Origin of the sequence: Streptomyces monticola (assembly GCF_042665355.1) — a bacterium.
GTDB lineage: Bacteria > Actinomycetota > Actinomycetes > Streptomycetales > Streptomycetaceae > Streptomyces > Streptomyces monticola.
On sequence record NZ_JBHTCF010000002.1, the window covers coordinates 476,155 to 493,250 of the forward strand.

Genomic DNA, 17,096 nt, shown 5'->3' on the forward strand with positions numbered 1-17,096 from the left:
GATGAATGCTCCCGCTCTGCGTCAGCATGAAGTGGACGCCTGGGTCAATGGGGAAGGATCACGTCGGCAGAACTGGAGGACGCATGGCGAGTTCATCGTTGGCCGAGAACCCCGAGGCGCTGCCCCGAGCGCTCGAGGACCTCCTGGCGTCCACCCGCCTCCAACTGGTGTCGATCCAGCGCCTGCTGGACGCGCTGCGCGACGTCGACGGGGAGCGGGCGGCCCGGGTGGCTCCGGCTGCGGACACATCGCAAGACCCGCTCACCGCGAGGGAGTACGAAGTCCTGCGGCTCCTCGTCACCGGACTCGCCAACCGTCAGATCGCCGCCCGCCTCGGTATCAGCGACCACACGGTGCGGGCCCATCTCCAGTCCGTCTTCCGCAAACTCGGCGTGACCCACCGCACCGAGGCAGCGGTGGCCGCTCTCAAGTTCGGCCTCGTCACCAGCGGAACGCTTGGCGGCCCGGACGTGGACAAGACGGCGGTCAACGGCCGCAGACGCGCGGGGTGAGGGTTGCGCGTTGGCGGAGCAGGTCCGGGCTCACGCCGTCGCCGACGGCCCACAAGTCTTGCGCCAGACCACGACCGTCCCCGACTCGCCCGGCATCCGTGGCCGCTGCCCTTCCGGCGCGGGGCCACGCCCGACCTCGGTGAAACCGAGCCGCCGGGGCACCGCCGCGCTGGCGGCATTGGCCGCGTCGTGGCGGATCTCGATCCGGTCGATGCCGTCAAGCGCGGAACCCGCCGCGACCAGCGCGCCGACGGCCTCGGTGACCAGGCCCTTCCCGGTCCAGTCCCCGTGCAGCCAGTAGCCGGCCTCAAGGCCGCCGGGGCCGATCCGGCGCATCAGCCCGCCCCCGCCCACCACCAAGCCGTCCACGGTGATGGCGTACTTGTACGACTCGCCCCGCTGCCACTCCCGTACAGCCGTGGTGACCAGCTCGCTCGCCACCTCATGAGGATCACCCATCGCCAGCGTGGACCAGGCGGCCAGATGGTCATGGGACTCCTTGATCGCCCGCGCGACTGCGTCGATGTCGTCCACCTGCCAGCGGCGCAGCTCGGCACGGGGACAGGGCAAGATCGCAGGCGGGTGCTCCATCACTCCATGATCCCACCCCCTCCGTTGCAGCGCGGCAGAGGGCGGACAGGCGTGGACCTGCCCGTCCCTCAGAGAACCTCACTTGTTACGGGCCGCTAGGGCAGGATCCACTGCTGGTTGGACCTGGCGTGGCAGGTCCACAGGTGCAGCGGGGTGCCGTCGCCCCAGGTGCTGCCGGAGGCGTCCAGGCACTCATTGGAGTTGGGGTTGCGGATCGTGCCGTCGGACTGCGGTATCCACTGCTGGGCGCCGGTGCCGTTGCAGGTGTAGAGCTGGGCCCGGGTGCCGTCCGTGGTGCCGCCGTTCTTGGCGTCGAGGCACTTGGTGAGGGCGCGCATCGTGCCGTCGCCGGGCAGGGTCCAGTGCTGGGCGCCGGTGTTGTTGCAGGTGTACAGCTGGACCTGGGTGCCGTCGGCGGAGTCGGCGCCGGCGACGTCCATGCACTTGCCGCCCACGCCCTTCACCGCACCCGCGCGCACCGCACTCGTCGTAGTGAAGGCGAAGTCGTCGACGTCGAAGAGGGAACCGCTGCCGCCCTTGAAGACGAGGAAGAGCGTCGTGGGCGCCGTTGGCTGGCCGGAGAGGGCGGCGCTGACGTCCGTGAAGGTTTCCCAGCCGCCGGTCACCGGCACGGTCGCCGTGCCCAGGAGTGTCCCGCCGGGGGAGCCTGCCCGCACCTCGATGGTGCCGCCGGAGCCCGCGGAGGAGACCCGGGCGGTGAAGCGGGTGGTGTTGTCGAGGGCGTACGGCTTGAAGGAGATCCAGTCGCCGTTCTCGATGTAGCCGGCCGTCTTGCCGCCGTGCGCCGGGGCGTGACTGACGATCTGGACGCCCTGGGAGTCACCGAAGTGCTCGGCCTGGCGGTGGCTCGGCTGGCTGATGTGCTCGTCGTGGGTGGTCAGCGCGGGCTGGCCGTTCGCGCCCTTGTCGGTGTACTCCGCGTCCCACACGCCGAAGATATTGGCGTTCGGGTCGTGCTCGCCGTCCGCGAGGGTCTGCACGGTGCCGGAGCAGCCGGTCTTGGACGTCTGCGGATGGCCGTGGCTGTCGTGCCCGACGATGAAGGTGATCTTCACCTTGGAGCAGTCGATGGTGCCGTCCTCCGGGTCGGTCACGGTGACCTTGTACGGGACCGCGGTGCCGGGGTCGATGATGCGGCCGTCGACGGGCAGTTCCAGCTTCACGGTCGGCGCGGTGTTGCCGACGGTGATCTGCACGGAGGCGGAGTGCGTCTTGCCGGTGCTGTCCTTGACGGTGAGCGTGGCGGAGTACTGGCCGTTGGCCGTGTAGGTGTGCGAGGGGTTCGCGGCCGTCGAGGTGGCGCCGTCGCCGAACGCCCAGGCGTAGGTGAGCGGATCGCCGTCCGGGTCCGAACTGCCCGCCGATGAGAACGCCACGGTCAGCGGCGCCTTGCCGGATGTGCGGTCCGCCTTGGCCTGGGCGACGGGGGAGAGACCGCCCGTGACGTGCTCGATGCGGTACAGGGCCGAGTTCTCGTCGCCGTTGAAGTAGCCGGTGCCGTAGTCCAGGACGTACAGCGCTCCGTCCGGGCCGAAGGCCATGTCCATCACCTGCGTGCCGCTCCAGGGGAAGGCGTTGATGGACTGCACGGTGCCGTCGGCGCCCTGCTCGATCCGCTTGATCCAGCGGCGGCCGAACTCTCCGGCGAAGAAGTCCCCGTCGTACCCCTGGGGGAACTTCACGGCCGAGGCGGAGTTCGCGTCGTAGCGGTAGACGGGGCCGGCCATCGGGGACTCGGAGCCGCTGCCGAACTCCGGCACGCTGCCGCCGTCGTAGGGAATCCAGGCCGGCTGCGCGGGCGGCAGGTCGGTCAGGCCCGTGTTGCGCGGCGAGGTGTTCTTGGGCGCGGCGCAGTTGAACTTCGCGCCCGAGGTGCTGGTGGCGAAGTCGTAGTCGTTGTAGGCGTCGTTCTTGCCGGTGCAGTACGGCCAGCCGTAGTTGCCCGCCTTGGTGATGCGGTTGAACTCGACCTGCCCCGCGGGCCCGCGGGTGGCGCTCGCCGTGCCCGCGTCCGGGCCGTAGTCGCCGACGTACACCGTCCCGGTGGGCTTGTCGACGCTCATCCTGAACGGGTTGCGGAAGCCCATCGCGTAGATCTCGGGCCGGGTCTTGGCGGTGCCGGGAGCGAACAGGTTGCCCGCGGGGACGGTGTAGGAACCGTCGGCCTTCACCTTGAGCCGCAGAATCTTGCCGCGCAGGTCGTTGGTGTTGGCCGCCGAACGCTGGGCGTCGTAGCCGGGGTTGCGGTTGGCGCGCTCGTCGATCGGCGTGTAGCCGTCGGAGGCGAAGGGATTGGTGTCGTCCCCGGTCGACAGGTAGAGGTTGCCGTCCTTGTCGAAGTCGATGTCGCCGCCGACGTGGCAGCACAGACCGCGCGAGGCCGGTACGTCCAGGACCTTCTTCTCGCTGGTCGTGTCCAGGGTGCCGTCGGGCTTCAGGACGAAGCGGGAGAGGCGGTTGACACCGTCGAAGGGGGCGAAGTCGGCGGCGGAGCCATTGGCCGGGGCGTCCGTGCCGGGGGTGGAGAGTCTGGGGGCGTAGTAGAGGTAGATCGCCCGGGTGCTGGTGAAGTCCGGGTCGACGCCTATGCCTTGGAGGCCTTCTTCGTCGTGGCTGTATACGGGCAGCGTGCCGGCGACCTTGGTGGTTCCGGCGGCATCCGTGAGGCGGAGTGTGCCGTCTCGTGAGGTGTGCAGGACGGAACGGTCGGGGAGCACCGCCATGCTCATCGGCTCGCCCGTTTCCGCGACCCCCTTGGCCAGAGTGATCTGCTGGAACTCCGCGGCGGAGCGTGCGGGCTCGGCCGCCGAGGCGGTCGGCGCCACGACGGGCGCCCCGAGCACGACGGCCAGGGCCATCCCGGCCAGGCGGCTGGATCGGGATCTGTATCTGTGACGGGTTTCGCGCATGGGTGACTCCCATGGGGCGGGGGCAGCCGACGGCCGGAACGGGGCATGCCGGAGCGAGCGAGTGCGAGGAAGGCGAAGACGCGTGACATCGCGCCTTCGGACACGGAGTGCGCAGCCTCAGTTCCTCGGCCGCGCACCGACCAACGCCGTTTCAGGTCACGGAAGTTAGCGGGCTTCGTCCGTTCACGTAACCCCTTTCGCTGCTGCTTTCGCGCCTTCTTCCTCGATAGGGACAAAGATGTTGAGGCGGGGGTCATGGCGGGATTTCTGATGTGAGCTGCGGAGGAAAGCGTCTTTTCGCGACTTCGGGGCCTAATGGATCTGCGAAAGGGCCGGCCGCAGGCGGAGCCGGTGCCGGGCCCCGCTCACGTGGTGCCAGGCGTGACCAGGCCCGACTCGTAGGCGGCGATGACCAGTTGAGCCCGGTCGCGTGCGCTCAGCTTGCCCATGATGCGGCTGACATGGGTCTTCGCGGTGAGCGGGCTCAGCTCGAGGACGTCGGCGATCTCCGCGTTGCTCAGGCCGCGGGCGACGAGGCAGAGCACCTGGCGCTCCCGGGTGGACAGCCCGTCGGGGCCGCCCGTCGCGGGCGTTTCGTGGACGGGCGTGCGCAGCACTCGGGCGATGAGCCGGGCGGTGGGCCCGGGGGAGAGCAGGGCCTCACCGGCCGCCACCGTCCGGATGGCGTCCAGGAGTTCGGCGGGCCGGGTGTCCTTGACCAGGAAGCCGGAGGCGCCGGCCCGCAGCGCTTCGAGGACATGCTCGTCGGTGTCGTACGTGGTGAGGACGAGGACCTTGACCCCCGCCAGGTCCTCGTCCTGGGCGATGAGGCGGGTGGCCTCGATGCCGTCCAGGTCGGGCATCCGGATGTCCATGACGATGAGATCCGCACGCGCGCTGCGCGCCAGCTCCAACGCCTCGCGCCCGGTCCCCGCCTGGCCCACGACCTCAAGGTCGGCGGCCGACTCCACGAGCATGGCGAAGGAGGCGCGGACGAGGGTCTGGTCGTCGGCGAGGAGGACGCGGATCGTGGTCAACGGTTCCCTTCCTGCGGGGAGGCTTGAGCGGAGGGCTGCGGGGAGGCTTGAGCGGAGGGCTGCGGGGAGGCTTGAGCGGAGGGCTGCGGGGGCGGCGTCGGCAGTACGGCGGTGACGGTGAAACCTCCTTCGGGCAGCGGCCCGGCGTCCAGGGTGCCGCCGACACTGCGGGCCCGTTCCCGCATACCGATCAGACCGTAACCGGGCGGTGTGGACGGGTCTTCTGGCGTGGCTTCGACAGTGCGGCCGTCGTTGCGTACCAACGCCTCCAGGGCCCCGGCCCGCTCCCGTATCTCCACGCTGACCGCGACGTCGGGGCCCGCGTGCCGGACCGCGTTGGTCAGGGCTTCCTGGACGATGCGGTAGACCGCGGCGCCCACGGCGGGCGCGAGCGCCGCGGGGCCCGCAGCCACCGACAGGTCGACCTTCGCGCCCGACGCCCGGGCCGCGGCGGCCAGTTCGGGCAGCCCGTCGAGGCCGGGCAGCGGGCCGCGGGCCGAGTCCTGCTCCCCGGCCCTGAGGACCTCCAAGGTGGTGCGCAGCTCACCGCGCGCCGTACGGCAGGTCTCGGCGATCTCGTCCAGGGACTTGGAGATCGCGGCCCGGTCGAGCCGGTCCGGGTCGACGCTCAGCACATGCGAGGCCACCGACGTCTGCACTCCGATGAGCGTGATGGAGTGCGCCAGGAGATCGTGCAGATCGCGGGCGATCCGCAGCCGCTCCTCGGCCACCCGGCGGGCCGCCTCCTCCTCGCGGGAGCGCTCGGCCCGCTCGGCGCGCTCCACGACCGAGGCGATGTAGCGGCGGTAGACACGGACGTCCACGCCCAGGAAGAGCACGGCCACGATCCAGCCGGAGGTACGCAGCGTCTGCAGGCCCTGGTGGGCGCCGACGATGCTCATGACGGAGACGGACAAGGCGATGACGGCGCCGCCGGTCACCAGAGTGTGCAGCGGGCGGCAGATGGTGGCCACGGTGTACAGGGCGATCATCGAACTGGGCTGCGGGGCAAGGTGGTTGAAGTCATTGCCGTGGTACGGAGAGATGAAGGCCACCACGGCGAGCAGCACCAGGACCGGATGCCGGCGGCGCCACACGAGCGGCACCGCACTGCCCACGAGCAGCACCCAGCCGACCGCGTCGGGGCGCCGCCCGTCCTGTGTGGACAGCGCCAACGCGACGGCGAGCAGTGTCGCACCGGCGGCGATGAAGGCGTCGTTGCGCAGGGCGTTCGCCGCGGTGACCGGGTCACGGCTCACCGCGGCCATGACGCGGTCGGCGAAGCGCGGGCGGCCGGGAGCTGACGGGTTCACGGCGCTATTTTCCCCGGCCCGCCGGTTCGGGGACACGGGGTTCCCGGTGCGGCTCCCCGTCCGGTCGCGGCGCGCGCGACAGCGGCCCCGGCCACCAGACCTTGCGGCGCAGCAGCATGGCGGCCGAGGTGACCAAGTAGGTGCGGACCAGGAAGGTGTCGAGCAGGACCCCGACGGCGATCAGGAAGCCCAGCTCGCGGAGCATCACCAGCGGCAGGGTCATCAGCACCATGAAGGTCGCCGCGAGCACGATGCCCGCGGAGGCGATGACGCCGCCTGTGGTGCGCAGGGCGGTGAGCGCCGCCGTACGGGGTTCGGCGCCGGACAGGGCCTCCTCGCGCATGCGGTGCATCAGGAAGATGCCGTAGTCCACGCCGAGTGCCACCAGGAAGACGAAGGACAGGAGCGCCATCGACGGGTCGACGCCCGCGAAGCCGAAGACCGGCTCGAAGAGCAGCCCGCCGAGCCCCGTCACCGCACCCCACACGGCGACGACCGCGACGACCAGGAGCAGCGGTGCGACCAGGCTGCGCAGCAGGGCGACGAGGATGAGCAGGATCGCGGCGAGCACGAGGGGGATGACGATCGCACGGTCACGGGCGTTGGTGTCCTCCAGGTCGATCTGCTGGGCGCTGGGACCGCCGACGTACGCTCCGTTGTCGTCGAGTTCGGCGCGGAGCCGCTCGATGGTGGACCGTTCGCCTGCCGTCTCCGGGGCGTCGTTGGCGAAGACCGCGATCTCGGTCCAGCCGTCGCCGTTGCGGCCGGGCTCGGCGCCCACGACACCCTCGGTGGACCGGGCCGTCGCCAGCGCCTCGTCGGCCCGGCCGGTGGGGGCCAGGACGGTGATGGGCTGGCTGCTGCGTTCCGGGTAGGCCTCCGCGAGGGTCTCCATGGCGGCCACCGACTCGGGCTTGCTGGTGAACGAGTCCTCCTGCGAGAGATTGCCCGGCAGGTTGAAGGCGCCGAGCGCGAGGGCGCCGAGCAGCACGCCACCGCTGACCAGGATGGCGACCGGCCGCCGCCCCGCCGAGCTGCCCATCACGGCGAACAGTGAACGCCGCGCCTTGGGCTGGCTGCCGTACGCGGGAATCAGCGGCCAGAACACCCGGCGGCCGAGCAGCACGAGCACGGCGGGCAGCAGCGTCATCATCGCGGCGAGCGCGCACACGACCCCCACGGCGCCCACGGGACCGAGGCCGCTGCTGCTGTTGAGATCGGCGGCGAGCAGACACAGCAGTCCGGCCGCGACCGTGCCCGACGAGGCGAGCACAGCAGGGCCGCAGCCGCGCAACGCGGCACGCATCGCGTCGTACGGCCGCTCTATGCGGCGCAGTTCCTCGCGGTAGCGGGCGACGATGAGCAAGGCGTAATCCGTGCCCGCGCCGAAGACGAGGACCGTCATGATGCCGGCGCCCTGGCTGGTGACGGTCAGGTCGAAACCCTGAACGAGCCCGTAGACCAAGGCCCTTGAGGACAGCGCGGCCGCCGCGACACCGATCAGCGGGATCAGCCACAGGAACGGGCTGCGGTAGGTGAGGATCAGCAGCACCGTGACGACCAGGGCGGTCGCGATCATCAAGGTGCCGTCGATGGACTCGAAGACCTCGCCCATGTCCGCCTGGAGCGCGCCCGGCCCGCCGACCTCGACGCTCAGCCCGTCACCGCCGCCGGCCTTCTCGCGGATGTCCTCGACGAAGGCGGACTTGGCCTCCTCGTCGGTGCCCGGCTCGTTGCTCGCCACCGGGACCATCAGAGTCGTACCGTCCTTCGACGCGACGCCCTTCGGGGCACCGCCGGTGAGCTCGTGTGCCGAGGCGATCTCGGTCACCTGCCGCTGTGCCGCCGCGCGGTCGGCGCCGGTCAGACCGGCGGCGCGCTGGTAGACGAGCACCACCTCGGTGGCCTCGCCGCCCGGCAGCGAGTCCTGGATCCTGGCGACCTGCGTGGAGTCCGCGCCGTCCGGCAGATAGTCCACGGCACGGTCCTGCTGTACGTCCCCGAGCTTGCCCGCGAACGGCATGGCGGCAAGGGCGAGCACGGCCACCCAGAGCACCAGCACCGCCCAGGGCACCACGCGCCGCCGCCCCGCACCGCTCCCTTTTCTCCTGCCTGCTTCCTCACTCTTGCCCGCTTCGTTTCCGGCCTCGGCCCACACAACGGCGCTCCCCTCCAGGGCGGGTGACTGACACGCACCACACTCCCGGCGACGGCAGGCCGATACGTCGCGCGCACTGCTGAGTTACGGCGTACTCCGCGGGGTGACCCGGGCGCGGGATTACTCCCACGGGAGTAGCGGTGCCGTCGTCCTCGTCACAGGGGTGCCGGGAACTCGGCCCTGACCGTGAGCCCGCCCTGCGGGTTCGCGCGGGCCGTGACCGTGCCGTGGTGGGCCGCGGTGATCGAGCGGACGATCGCCAGGCCGAGGCCATGGCCCGAGCGGTCGCTGCCGACCCGTGACTGGGCGCGGTAGAAGGGCTCGAAGAGGCGGTCCACCACGGTCTCGTCCACATGGGGGCCGGTGTTCTCCACCTCCAGGACCACCACCTCGCCCTTGTCGTCGCGGTCGTCACGGGTACGGAAGACGGCGAGGCGGATGGAGCCCGCCTCGGGGACGTTGTGGGTGAGGGCGTTGTCGAGGAGGTTGAGGACCAACTGCCGCAGCAGGGTGGCGTTTCCGGGGATCTCGCAGTCGAGCCCGGTGTCCGCGCGCAGGCGGACCCCGTGTGCCGCGGCCAAGTCGGCGCGCTCGGCGGCGGCCCGTTCGGCGAGGTCCGCGAGGTCCACGGGGTCGGGGTCGACCGGGGCGTGATCCGCGCCCGCCAGGTCGAGCAGGGCCCGTACGACGCTGATGTTGCGCTCGTTGGTCTCCCGCAGCATCGGGGCGAGCTCGGCGAACTCCTCGCCGGTGGGATCGTCGGCGGCGACCTGGAGGACGGCCCGGGTGGTGGCCAGCGGGGTGAGCAGCTCGTGCGAGGCGTTGGCGGCGAACCGCTGGTGCGCGGCGAAGGACTCCTCCAGGCGCGCCAGCATCGTGTCGAAGGTGTCGGCCAGTTGCTTGAGTTCGTCCTCGGGGCCCTCGGCGCCGATGCGTTCCTTGAGGTTGCCGTCCGCCGCTTTCGCCGCGGCCTCACTGATGCTGTGCAGGGGTGCGAGCAGCCGCTTGGAAAGCAGCCAGCCGGCGCCGAGGCCGACGGTCATCACCAGGAGCACACCGCCGATGGACACCAGCAGCACCGTGTTCCAGACGTCCTCCTTGCTGGAGATGCTGCCCGGGTGCTCGACCTGCCGGCCCGGCAGATACTCCGGGCCCTGAGTGCCCGAGGGCAGCGGCCCGGCGGTCGGGGTCGGGGCGGGCTCCGGCTCCGGGGTCGGAGCGGGGGACACCATCTGACCGGGCTGGTGGGAGCCGTCCGGCAGGACCACGGTGTCGGCGAAGTCGTACGTCGGCAGGAAGCGCATCCCGACGTAGATGATCGCGACCATCAGGGCGGCGCACACGCCGAGCGCGGCACCGAACCCGAGGAAGAGACGGCCGTGGATACTCAGCGTCCGGCGTCGCGGTGAGCCGGTGCCGGGCCGCTTCACTCCGTGCCCAGGTAGTAGCCCGCGCTGATCGCCGTCTGCACGAGGCGGGGCTCGCCGAGCTTCTTGCGCAGGGTGTGCACCACCAGGCGAACCGCGTTGGTGAAGGGGTCGGTGTGGGCGTCCCAGGCCTTGTCCAGGAGGTACTCGGCGCTCAGCACGCCGCCCTCGGCGCGCATCAGGAGCTCCAGGACGGCGAGTTCCTTGGGGGTGAGGCGGATCTCGGTATCCGCGCGGGTGACCCGGCGGCGGTGGGTGTCGAGGCGCACGTCGGCGAAGGTGAGGACGGGGGAGTGGGCCATGGGACTGCGGCGGTACAGGGCCCGCAGCCGGGCGACGAGCTCGGGGAAGTCGAAGGGCTTGGCGAGATAGTCGTCGGCGCCCAGGCCCAGGCCCTCGACCTTGTCGCCGAGGCGCCCTGCGGCGGTCAGCATGAGGATGCGGCAGCCGATGTCCATCGCGACGATCCGGCGGCAGACCTCGTCGCCGTGCACGCCGGGCAGGTCGCGGTCCAGGATCACCGCGTCGTAGTCGTAGACGGTGACCCGCTCCAGGGCCGTCGCGCCGTCGTGCACCACGTCGGCCGCGATGGCCTCACGGCGCAGTCCGATCTCCAGGACCCGCGCCATGTACTGCTCGTCCTCGACCACCAATACGCGCACGCGCGAAAACCTTTGCTTTTCATTAATTCAGCGGAGGCGTTTCCGGCGTGCCGCCGCTCCTTGCGGGTCTTTACCGGGTCCGTCTTATCAAAGGTCGTCTTTGATCCGTGTATGAGACTCCTGGCACGGCGCGAACTCGCAAACACCACTCAAAACGCCGCCTCCATAGCGTGACGCTCATGAATCTGTTCAAGCGAGCCTGGTGGCGGCTGCGGGCCCATCTCGGCAAAACAGTGATGCTCGTCGGCCTGTTCTTCGTCATCTGCACCCTGGTCCTGTCCGGGTTCCTGATCCAGTCGGCGGCGGCCCGTGCCGCCGAGTCGGCCAAGAACAGCGTGGGTGTGGTGGCCACCATGCAGCTGGACGTGGACGCGCTGATCGCCTCGGGTCAGGCGAGCAAGCCCGAAGGCAGCCAGGGCGGCACCATCGGCCCCGGCGGTGATCTGCACAGCAACCTGGTCGACAAGATCTGCAAGTCGTCCGCCGTGGCGCAGTGCAACTACACCGTGGAGACCGGCGCAGCCCCCAGCGACGGCTTCAAGCTGCACCAGCCGGTACCGCCGCCGGCCGGCCAGGACACCCTCGGCACGGACCTCTTCAAGGGGGAGGGCGTCCGTGACCTCGACTCGGTTCCCGACTTCCGCAACGGCGACTCGAAGATCATCTCGGGTTCCGGGATCACGCAGGACAGCAAGGACGACATGCTCGTCATCGAGGAGCGGGTGGCCAAGAAGAACCGTCTCGAGGTGGGTGACAAGGTCAAGCTCAGGGTCGGCCAGATAGACCCCGTCGCGGGCGGTATGAGCAAGAAGATGGTCGAGTTCACCGTCGGCGGCATCTACAAGAACAACACCCGCGACACCGGCTCGTACGTACCGGCGATGGCGGACCCCGCCAACCAGATCTACGTCACGCCCAACGGCGGCACCCGCCTGCTCGGCAAGGACCCGAGCGGTGACGGGGCGACCCTGCGCTCGGCCACCTTCACCTTGCACAGCCCCAAGGACCTCGACCGGCTGAAGCAGGACGCGAAGGCGGCCGGGGCGAACCTCAAGATCTTCCCGCTGAGCGTCAACGACAAGCAGTACAAGACCCTGGTCGGCCCCATCAACAAGACCGCGGACTTCGCCTCCCTCACGGTCTGGCTGGTCGCGGCCGCGGGCACCGTCATCCTCGCCCTGATCATCGCCTCCAATATGCGCGAACGCCGCAAGGAGATGGGCATTCTGCTCTCCCTCGGCGAGAAGAAGCCCAAGCTGCTCGGCCAGCACCTGGTGGAGGTGGTCGCCTGCGCCGTCCTGGCGATCGGCTTCGCCGCCGCGGGCAGCCAGATGCTCGCCCAGGCCATCGGCGACCGGCTGCTCTCCAGCGAGGTCTCATCGGCCGAGAGCTCGGCCGCCGACCAGGCGGGCGGGCGTGACCCCTCCGACCCCACCGGCGGCGCCAACAAGCAGGACACCCCGAAGACCGACCCCATCGATTCCATCGACATCAAGCTCGGCGCGGGCGACATCGCCAAGGTCGGCGTCACAGGGCTCGGTATCGCGGCCCTGGCCACGGTCGTCCCCGGTACCCGGATCCTCCGCCTCAACCCGCGCGACATCCTCACGAAGGGCGACTGACATGGCCTCCCCGACCGACGCGTCCCGTACGACCAACACGCCCCACGCGACCGACACGTCCGGTGCGACCGACGCGTCCAGCGCGACCGGGACGAACACCTCGGCCGACGGCACCGCATCCGCCGGTACGGCCGCCCCGATCCTCCGGCTCACCGGCGTGAGCCGCGCCTACCAGTCGGGCAACGGCCGCCGCACCGCCCTCAAGGACGTCAACTACTCCTTCGAGCAGGGCCGGATGTACTCCGTCATCGGCCCCTCGGGCAGCGGCAAGACCACCCTCCTCTCCCTGGCCAGCGGACTCGACTCACCCACCAGAGGCACCGTCCGCTTCCGGGGCGAGGACGTCGCGGAGATCGGCCTCGGCCGGTACCGCAACCGCCATGTGGCCACGGTCTTCCAGTCGTTGAACCTGCTCACGTATATGACGGCCGTCCAGAACATCACCTCCGCGATGGAGATCACCGGAGTGAAGGGCCGCAACAAGAAGCGCCGCGCCGTCGAACTCCTGGGCCTGCTCGGCGTGGAGGACGAGGACCAGCACCGCAAGACCCTGGAGCTCTCCGGCGGCCAGCAGCAGCGCGTCGCCATCGCCCGGGCGCTGGCCTGCGAGGTCGACATCCTCTTCGCCGACGAGCCCACCGGCAGCCTCGACCAGGACACCGCTGACGGGATCATCGAGGTGTTCCGGAAGCTGGCGCACGACGACGGCAAGTGCGTGATCCTGGTGACCCATTCACGGGAGGTGGCGGACGCGTCCGACGAGATCGTCCGGCTGAAGCGGGGCAAGCTGATGACACTCTGAGACGCACTGGGGTGGCCTGCTCCCCGGCCGGGGCAGGCTTCCCTGTCCGCCGGAACCCGACCGGGGGAAGTCCGCGTCTCCAGTTCAAGCCACGATGCGTACGCCCTCAAATGGGTACGCGGCATGTTGGATCGCGGGAGGGCGGGGCGATGGTGGACGGCGTAGGTCCTGGAACGGTGATCGGTGGACGGTACGCGCTGAGCCGTCCGCTGGGAGCCGGTGGCTTCGGCCAGGTCTGGAAGGCATACGACCGGCTCCTCGGAGTGGACGTGGCGGTCAAGCGGGTGCTGCTCAACAGCCAGGTGCCGCAAGGGGAACGGGCCATGCTGCTTGCGCGTGCCGCCCGGGAGGCCCGCCACGCGGCGCGGTTACGGGACCATCCCCACATCGTCACCGTCTACGACGTCATCGAGGTGGAGGAAGTCCCCTGGATCGTCATGCAGTTGGTGGACGGCCGCTCGCTCGCGGACGAGCTGAGGGAACAGGGTCCGCTGACGGTGGAGCGGGCCGGCCGGGTCGCCGAGGCTCTGCTGCGCGCCCTCGACGCGGCCCACCGGGCGGGCGTGACGCACCGGGACGTCAAACCGGCCAACGTACTCGGCACGTTGGAGGGGGAAGTGCTGCTCGCGGACTTCGGTATCGCCGTGGGCCACACGGACACGAGGCTGACGGCCGACGCCATGGTCGTCGGATCGCCCGCCTACATGGCGCCCGAGCGCCTGCAGGGAGCGGGCGCGGACGGCCGGGCGGATCTGTTCTCCCTCGGGGTGACTCTTTACGAGGCCGTCGAAGGGGTGCTCCCGTTTCCCAGGGGCAACCCGACCGCCGCGCTCACCGAACCGCCGCGCCCACCGTGCCGCGCGGGCCGCCTGACCCCGCTGATCACCGGTCTGCTGGAACGGGACCCCGGTCAACGCCCCACCGCCGCGAAGGCGTTGGCGATGCTCACTCCTGCCCCGGGCCCTGGCGCGGAGGACGCCACGACCCTGATCGCGCCGGCCGGCACCCGCACACCGTCTCCGGGCGCGAGCGCGCTGCTCCACAGGGGCGGCGAGGTCCCGCTGACCCACGGGGCACCGCCTCTGACGGTGGCGATGGTCGAGCTGAACTGGGGTCTGCGGGACCCGGACGGGCCGGGTCTCGATGTCGACACCAGCGCACTGCTGGTGGGCGCCGACGGCAGGGTGCTGTCCGACGGGCACTTCGTGTTCTTCAACAACCCCAGGAGCACGGACGGTTCGGTCGAACACCTCACTGTGGGAGACGTCCTCGGCGTCGAAAGAATCAAGATCAACCTGTCTGCTCTGCCGGCCCAGACCATGAGAGTCGTCTTCGCAGCCTCGATCTACGACGCCGAAAGCCGACAGCTGACCTTCGCCGGCCTCACCCATCTGTGCGCACGTCTCATCGACCCGTGGGGCAACCGGGAGACGGCACGCTACGAATTCCTCCAGGAAGCCTCCACCGAACACGCCGTGCTCTTCAGCGAGATCTACCGCCACGACGACGCCTGGTCGTTCCGTGCCATCGGCCAGGGCTTCACCACGGGCCTGCGGGGCATCGCCTGGGACCACGGGGTCAACGTCTAGCGCATCCACTACGTCCACTGTGTATGGGGGGGGATCCGCGGCCAGGGTGCGGGCCAGGTCCTCGGCCCAGGCGTCGACCGCGGGGAAGTCGCGGAAGTCGCCGCCCTTGCCGGAATTGACGATCATGCGGGCCATGCGGCCGCGGGCGCGCTCGTCGAGGCAGCCGCCGAAGGTGACATGGCCGCGGGCCCCGAGGCGGTGAGCGAGCCGGCGTACTCCCGGGGCGGGAGGTATGTCCCGGTCGGACGCGGTCGTGTCGAGCGGGCCGCTGCTGAACAGCCACACCGGACGGCGGGACAGCGCGCGCCCGTGCCTGCGGGCGAAGCGCCGGGCGTCGCGGTGCCAGCGGCCCGCGTACAGCGCGCCGCCGATCACCACCGCGTCGTAGGAGGTGAGGTCGAGGATCTGGCGTGCCGGGGCCACCTCCACCTCCAGGCCGGACTTCCGGAGCGCCGCACCGACGGCCTGCGCGAGTTCGGCGGTGGAGCCGTACCTGGAGCCGTACGCGACCAGGATCCTGAGCGTCATCGCCGCCACCTCACAGCTTCCGCAGCCAGTCGTCGGCCACCCCGTGCAGCGCCGGGTCGGTGGGCCGCAGATGGGAGTCGTCGTAGCGGTAGGTGAGTTTGTCGATGACCGCGACCACCCCGTCCACCTGGTGGGTCATACGGACGGCCACCGGGATCTCGCTGCGCCGCTCCAGCTTCCCGGACAGTGTCACCACACCGTCCGCGACCTGCACACCGATGAGGTTGGGCGCCAGCCACAGTGTGCGGGCCAGGACCTCGTCGATGACCTCCTGGCGGACCTCCGCGTCCGGGCGCAGGAAGACCTGCAGCAGATCCCTGCGGGCCGAGCGCGTTGACGGTGATGGCCAGCTCGCCACGGGTCCAGTCCGCTTCGGCGAGCAGGGCCGCGAGCCGGCGATTGGGTGCACCGCGTGCCATGGCGACCTCGCATGGGGCAGGGGCCTGTTCGTCCCCGTGCCGTCGTGGCCCTCCCACGGCGAGAGAGCACACCCCAGGATGCGCCGCCCAAATGAGATGAACGATCCGTCATGTGCGCTGACCGTCCAGATCACGAACTGTCCTCTGAAACAGGTATTTCCGACATTGGTGCGCTGGTCCGTGTCCGGGTGCCGGTGCCGGTGCTGGCGTCAGGACCCGTCCTGGGGTGAAGTCACCATGCGGGCCATGGCTGATCATCCCGCTGAGCCATTGACGCGCGTCATATCAAGACGCTAGAGCCCTGCCGGCCACCTCGGTCGCGATATGACGATCGGGCCGGGGCTCTGCCCGGGCGGCAGGAGGAATGGTCCAGGTGGGTCTGCCAGTTCCCCGTACTCCGTGTGAAGCTGCTGCTGAGCGGGGCCGGTCAGCGGCGTGACCGGAGCCCTCGGAAAAGAGCAAGCGCCAACGCACGGCCAGATGCACGATTTCTGGAGAGAACAGTTGCTGGGGAATCCAACGTCGCTGCGCACCGCAGATGTTGACGAAGCGCGCGTAAGTTTCAGCGAGGCTCTCTACGCCAACCAAATGCGCCCGCTCGGCCCGAGTTCCGACTTCCTTGCCTCCTTCGACTTCCTTCCGCTGTCCGCCACCACGGTCGCCCGGCTGTCCTTCGGTACCGATGTGGGTATGCACGTCGGGGAATTGGGCGCTTTCCACGTAGGCCTCGTCCTTCAGGGCAGCATGGCCTGGCGCCAGGGTGGCAGGGAGCCGCAGAACGCCGGCGTGGGACGGGCCATGGTGTTCCATCCCGAGGGGGACATAGACGTCGAGCGGCGCACAGGTGACTGCCGCACCTTGTCTCTGAAGATCGACGAGCGGGAGATCTACCGGCAGCTCGAACTGCAGCTGGGCAGAGCACCACGCGGCCCGCTGCGGTTCACGCCGACCTTCGACGTCTCCGGCGGGCCCGGTGAGCACTGGGCGGGCGTGGCCCGGGCCGCGGCCCGAAGCCTGTTCGACTCACAGGAACTGCGCCACCCACTGGTGTCCGGACCTCTTCAAGAGGCCTTGATCGCAGGCATGTTGCGCGTCGCGGACCACCGCTACCGCGACGACCTGGACCAGCCCCCACTGGCCCTGCGGCCCGCCCCCGTCAAGCGGGCCCTGAACGCCATCCATGACCGCCCGGAGCATCCCTTCACCAACGGGGAGCTCGCCGCCGTGGCCCGCGTCAGTGTGCGCTGGCTGCAAGAGGGCTTCCGCCGTTATGTGGGCATGCCGCCCGGTGAGCATCTGCGCATGGTGCGTCTGCAGAAAGTCCACGAAGAGCTGCGCGTCGCGGATCCGTCGTGCGTACGCGTAGGGGACGTGGCCCATAAATGGGGCTTCACCCACCTGGGGAGGTTCGCCGCCCAGTACCGCAGGCGCTTTGGTGAGCCCCCGTCGCAGACACTGCTCGCTGCAGGCGGCCGGTGAGCCGGGCCCGGCAGCGGGGCCCGGCGG

Annotated in this window: 12 protein-coding genes and 2 pseudogenes; 5 read left to right on the top strand and 9 right to left on the bottom strand. The window is 70.2% G+C overall.

What is annotated here, in order from left to right:
- Positions 1 to 83: 83 nt before the first annotated feature.
- Complete coding sequence (locus ACFQVC_RS07670; RefSeq protein WP_381827940.1) at positions 84 to 512, top strand: response regulator transcription factor; 429 nt, start codon at positions 84 to 86, stop codon at positions 510 to 512.
- 30 nt (positions 513 to 542) lie between these two features.
- Here ACFQVC_RS07670 and ACFQVC_RS07675 read toward each other — a convergent pair whose 3' ends face one another.
- The 7 genes from ACFQVC_RS07675 to ACFQVC_RS07705 all read right to left on the bottom strand — a co-directional run bounded on the left by ACFQVC_RS07675 (position 543) and on the right by ACFQVC_RS07705 (position 10,630).
- Positions 543 to 1,082, bottom strand: a complete 540-nt coding sequence (locus ACFQVC_RS07675; protein ID WP_381827942.1) for a GNAT family N-acetyltransferase — start codon at positions 1,080 to 1,082, stop codon at positions 543 to 545.
- Between the two features lie 116 nt (positions 1,083 to 1,198).
- Positions 1,199 to 3,982 (bottom strand): PQQ-dependent sugar dehydrogenase, encoded by a 2,784-nt coding sequence (locus tag ACFQVC_RS07680; RefSeq protein ID WP_381828318.1) that lies wholly within the window; start codon positions 3,980 to 3,982, stop codon positions 1,199 to 1,201.
- A 416-nt stretch (positions 3,983 to 4,398) separates the two neighbouring features.
- Entirely contained in the window at positions 4,399 to 5,070 is a 672-nt protein-coding gene (locus tag ACFQVC_RS07685) for a response regulator (RefSeq protein ID WP_381827944.1), read from the bottom strand.
- Positions 5,067 to 6,338 carry a histidine kinase gene (locus ACFQVC_RS07690; RefSeq protein ID WP_381828321.1) on the bottom strand — a complete coding sequence of 424 codons (1,272 nt, stop codon included), beginning with the start codon at positions 6,336 to 6,338 and terminating at the stop codon, positions 5,067 to 5,069. Before ACFQVC_RS07690 ends, ACFQVC_RS07685 begins: the two co-directional genes overlap by 4 nt.
- Positions 6,339 to 6,387: 49 nt before the next feature.
- A complete protein-coding gene (locus ACFQVC_RS07695) occupies positions 6,388 to 8,457 on the bottom strand; it encodes an MMPL family transporter (RefSeq protein ID WP_381828323.1) in 2,070 nt (689 codons plus the stop codon).
- A 239-nt stretch (positions 8,458 to 8,696) separates the two neighbouring features.
- Positions 8,697 to 9,971, bottom strand: a complete 1,275-nt coding sequence (locus ACFQVC_RS07700) for a sensor histidine kinase (protein ID WP_381827947.1) — start codon at positions 9,969 to 9,971, stop codon at positions 8,697 to 8,699.
- Complete coding sequence (locus tag ACFQVC_RS07705) at positions 9,968 to 10,630, bottom strand: response regulator transcription factor (RefSeq protein WP_381827949.1); 663 nt, start codon at positions 10,628 to 10,630, stop codon at positions 9,968 to 9,970. The genes ACFQVC_RS07700 and ACFQVC_RS07705 overlap by 4 nt, the downstream gene beginning before the upstream one ends.
- Before the next feature lie 179 nt (positions 10,631 to 10,809).
- On the opposite strand from ACFQVC_RS07705, the gene ACFQVC_RS07710 reads away from it, so the two are divergent.
- The 3 genes from ACFQVC_RS07710 (at position 10,810) to ACFQVC_RS07720 (ending at position 14,643) form a co-directional block, all read left to right on the top strand.
- A complete protein-coding gene (locus ACFQVC_RS07710; RefSeq protein ID WP_381827952.1) occupies positions 10,810 to 12,252 on the top strand; it encodes an ABC transporter permease in 1,443 nt (480 codons plus the stop codon).
- Between the two features lies 1 nt (position 12,253).
- Entirely contained in the window at positions 12,254 to 13,054 is an 801-nt protein-coding gene (locus ACFQVC_RS07715; RefSeq protein WP_381827954.1) for an ABC transporter ATP-binding protein, read from the top strand.
- 149 nt (positions 13,055 to 13,203) lie between these two features.
- Positions 13,204 to 14,643, top strand: a complete 1,440-nt coding sequence (locus ACFQVC_RS07720) for a TerD family protein (RefSeq protein WP_381827956.1) — start codon at positions 13,204 to 13,206, stop codon at positions 14,641 to 14,643.
- Positions 14,644 to 14,772: 129 nt separating this feature from the next.
- On the opposite strand, the pseudogene ACFQVC_RS07725 reads toward ACFQVC_RS07720, so the two are convergent.
- Positions 14,773 to 15,171, bottom strand: a pseudogene (locus ACFQVC_RS07725) (flavodoxin domain-containing protein); the annotation flags it as partial.
- A 10-nt stretch (positions 15,172 to 15,181) separates the two neighbouring features.
- Positions 15,182 to 15,493, bottom strand: a pseudogene (locus ACFQVC_RS07730) (BON domain-containing protein); the annotation flags it as partial.
- Between the two features lie 577 nt (positions 15,494 to 16,070).
- On the opposite strand from ACFQVC_RS07730, the gene ACFQVC_RS07735 reads away from it, so the two are divergent.
- Complete coding sequence (locus tag ACFQVC_RS07735) at positions 16,071 to 17,069, top strand: AraC family transcriptional regulator (RefSeq protein ID WP_381827958.1); 999 nt, start codon at positions 16,071 to 16,073, stop codon at positions 17,067 to 17,069.
- The last annotated feature ends 27 nt before the right edge of the window (positions 17,070 to 17,096 follow it).

Coding starts and splice junctions, on each gene's coding strand:
- ACFQVC_RS07670 (WP_381827940.1), top strand. CDS start 84: ATGGCGAGTTCATCGTTGGCCGAGAACCCCGAGGCGCTGCCCCGAGCG.
- ACFQVC_RS07680 (WP_381828318.1), bottom strand. CDS start 3,982: ATGGCCCTGGCCGTCGTGCTCGGGGCGCCCGTCGTGGCGCCGACCGCC.
- ACFQVC_RS07690 (WP_381828321.1), bottom strand. CDS start 6,338: ATGGCCGCGGTGAGCCGTGACCCGGTCACCGCGGCGAACGCCCTGCGC.
- ACFQVC_RS07710 (WP_381827952.1), top strand. CDS start 10,810: ATGAATCTGTTCAAGCGAGCCTGGTGGCGGCTGCGGGCCCATCTCGGC.
- ACFQVC_RS07715 (WP_381827954.1), top strand. CDS start 12,254: ATGGCCTCCCCGACCGACGCGTCCCGTACGACCAACACGCCCCACGCG.
- ACFQVC_RS07720 (WP_381827956.1), top strand. CDS start 13,204: ATGGTGGACGGCGTAGGTCCTGGAACGGTGATCGGTGGACGGTACGCG.
- ACFQVC_RS07735 (WP_381827958.1), top strand. CDS start 16,071: ATGCACGATTTCTGGAGAGAACAGTTGCTGGGGAATCCAACGTCGCTG.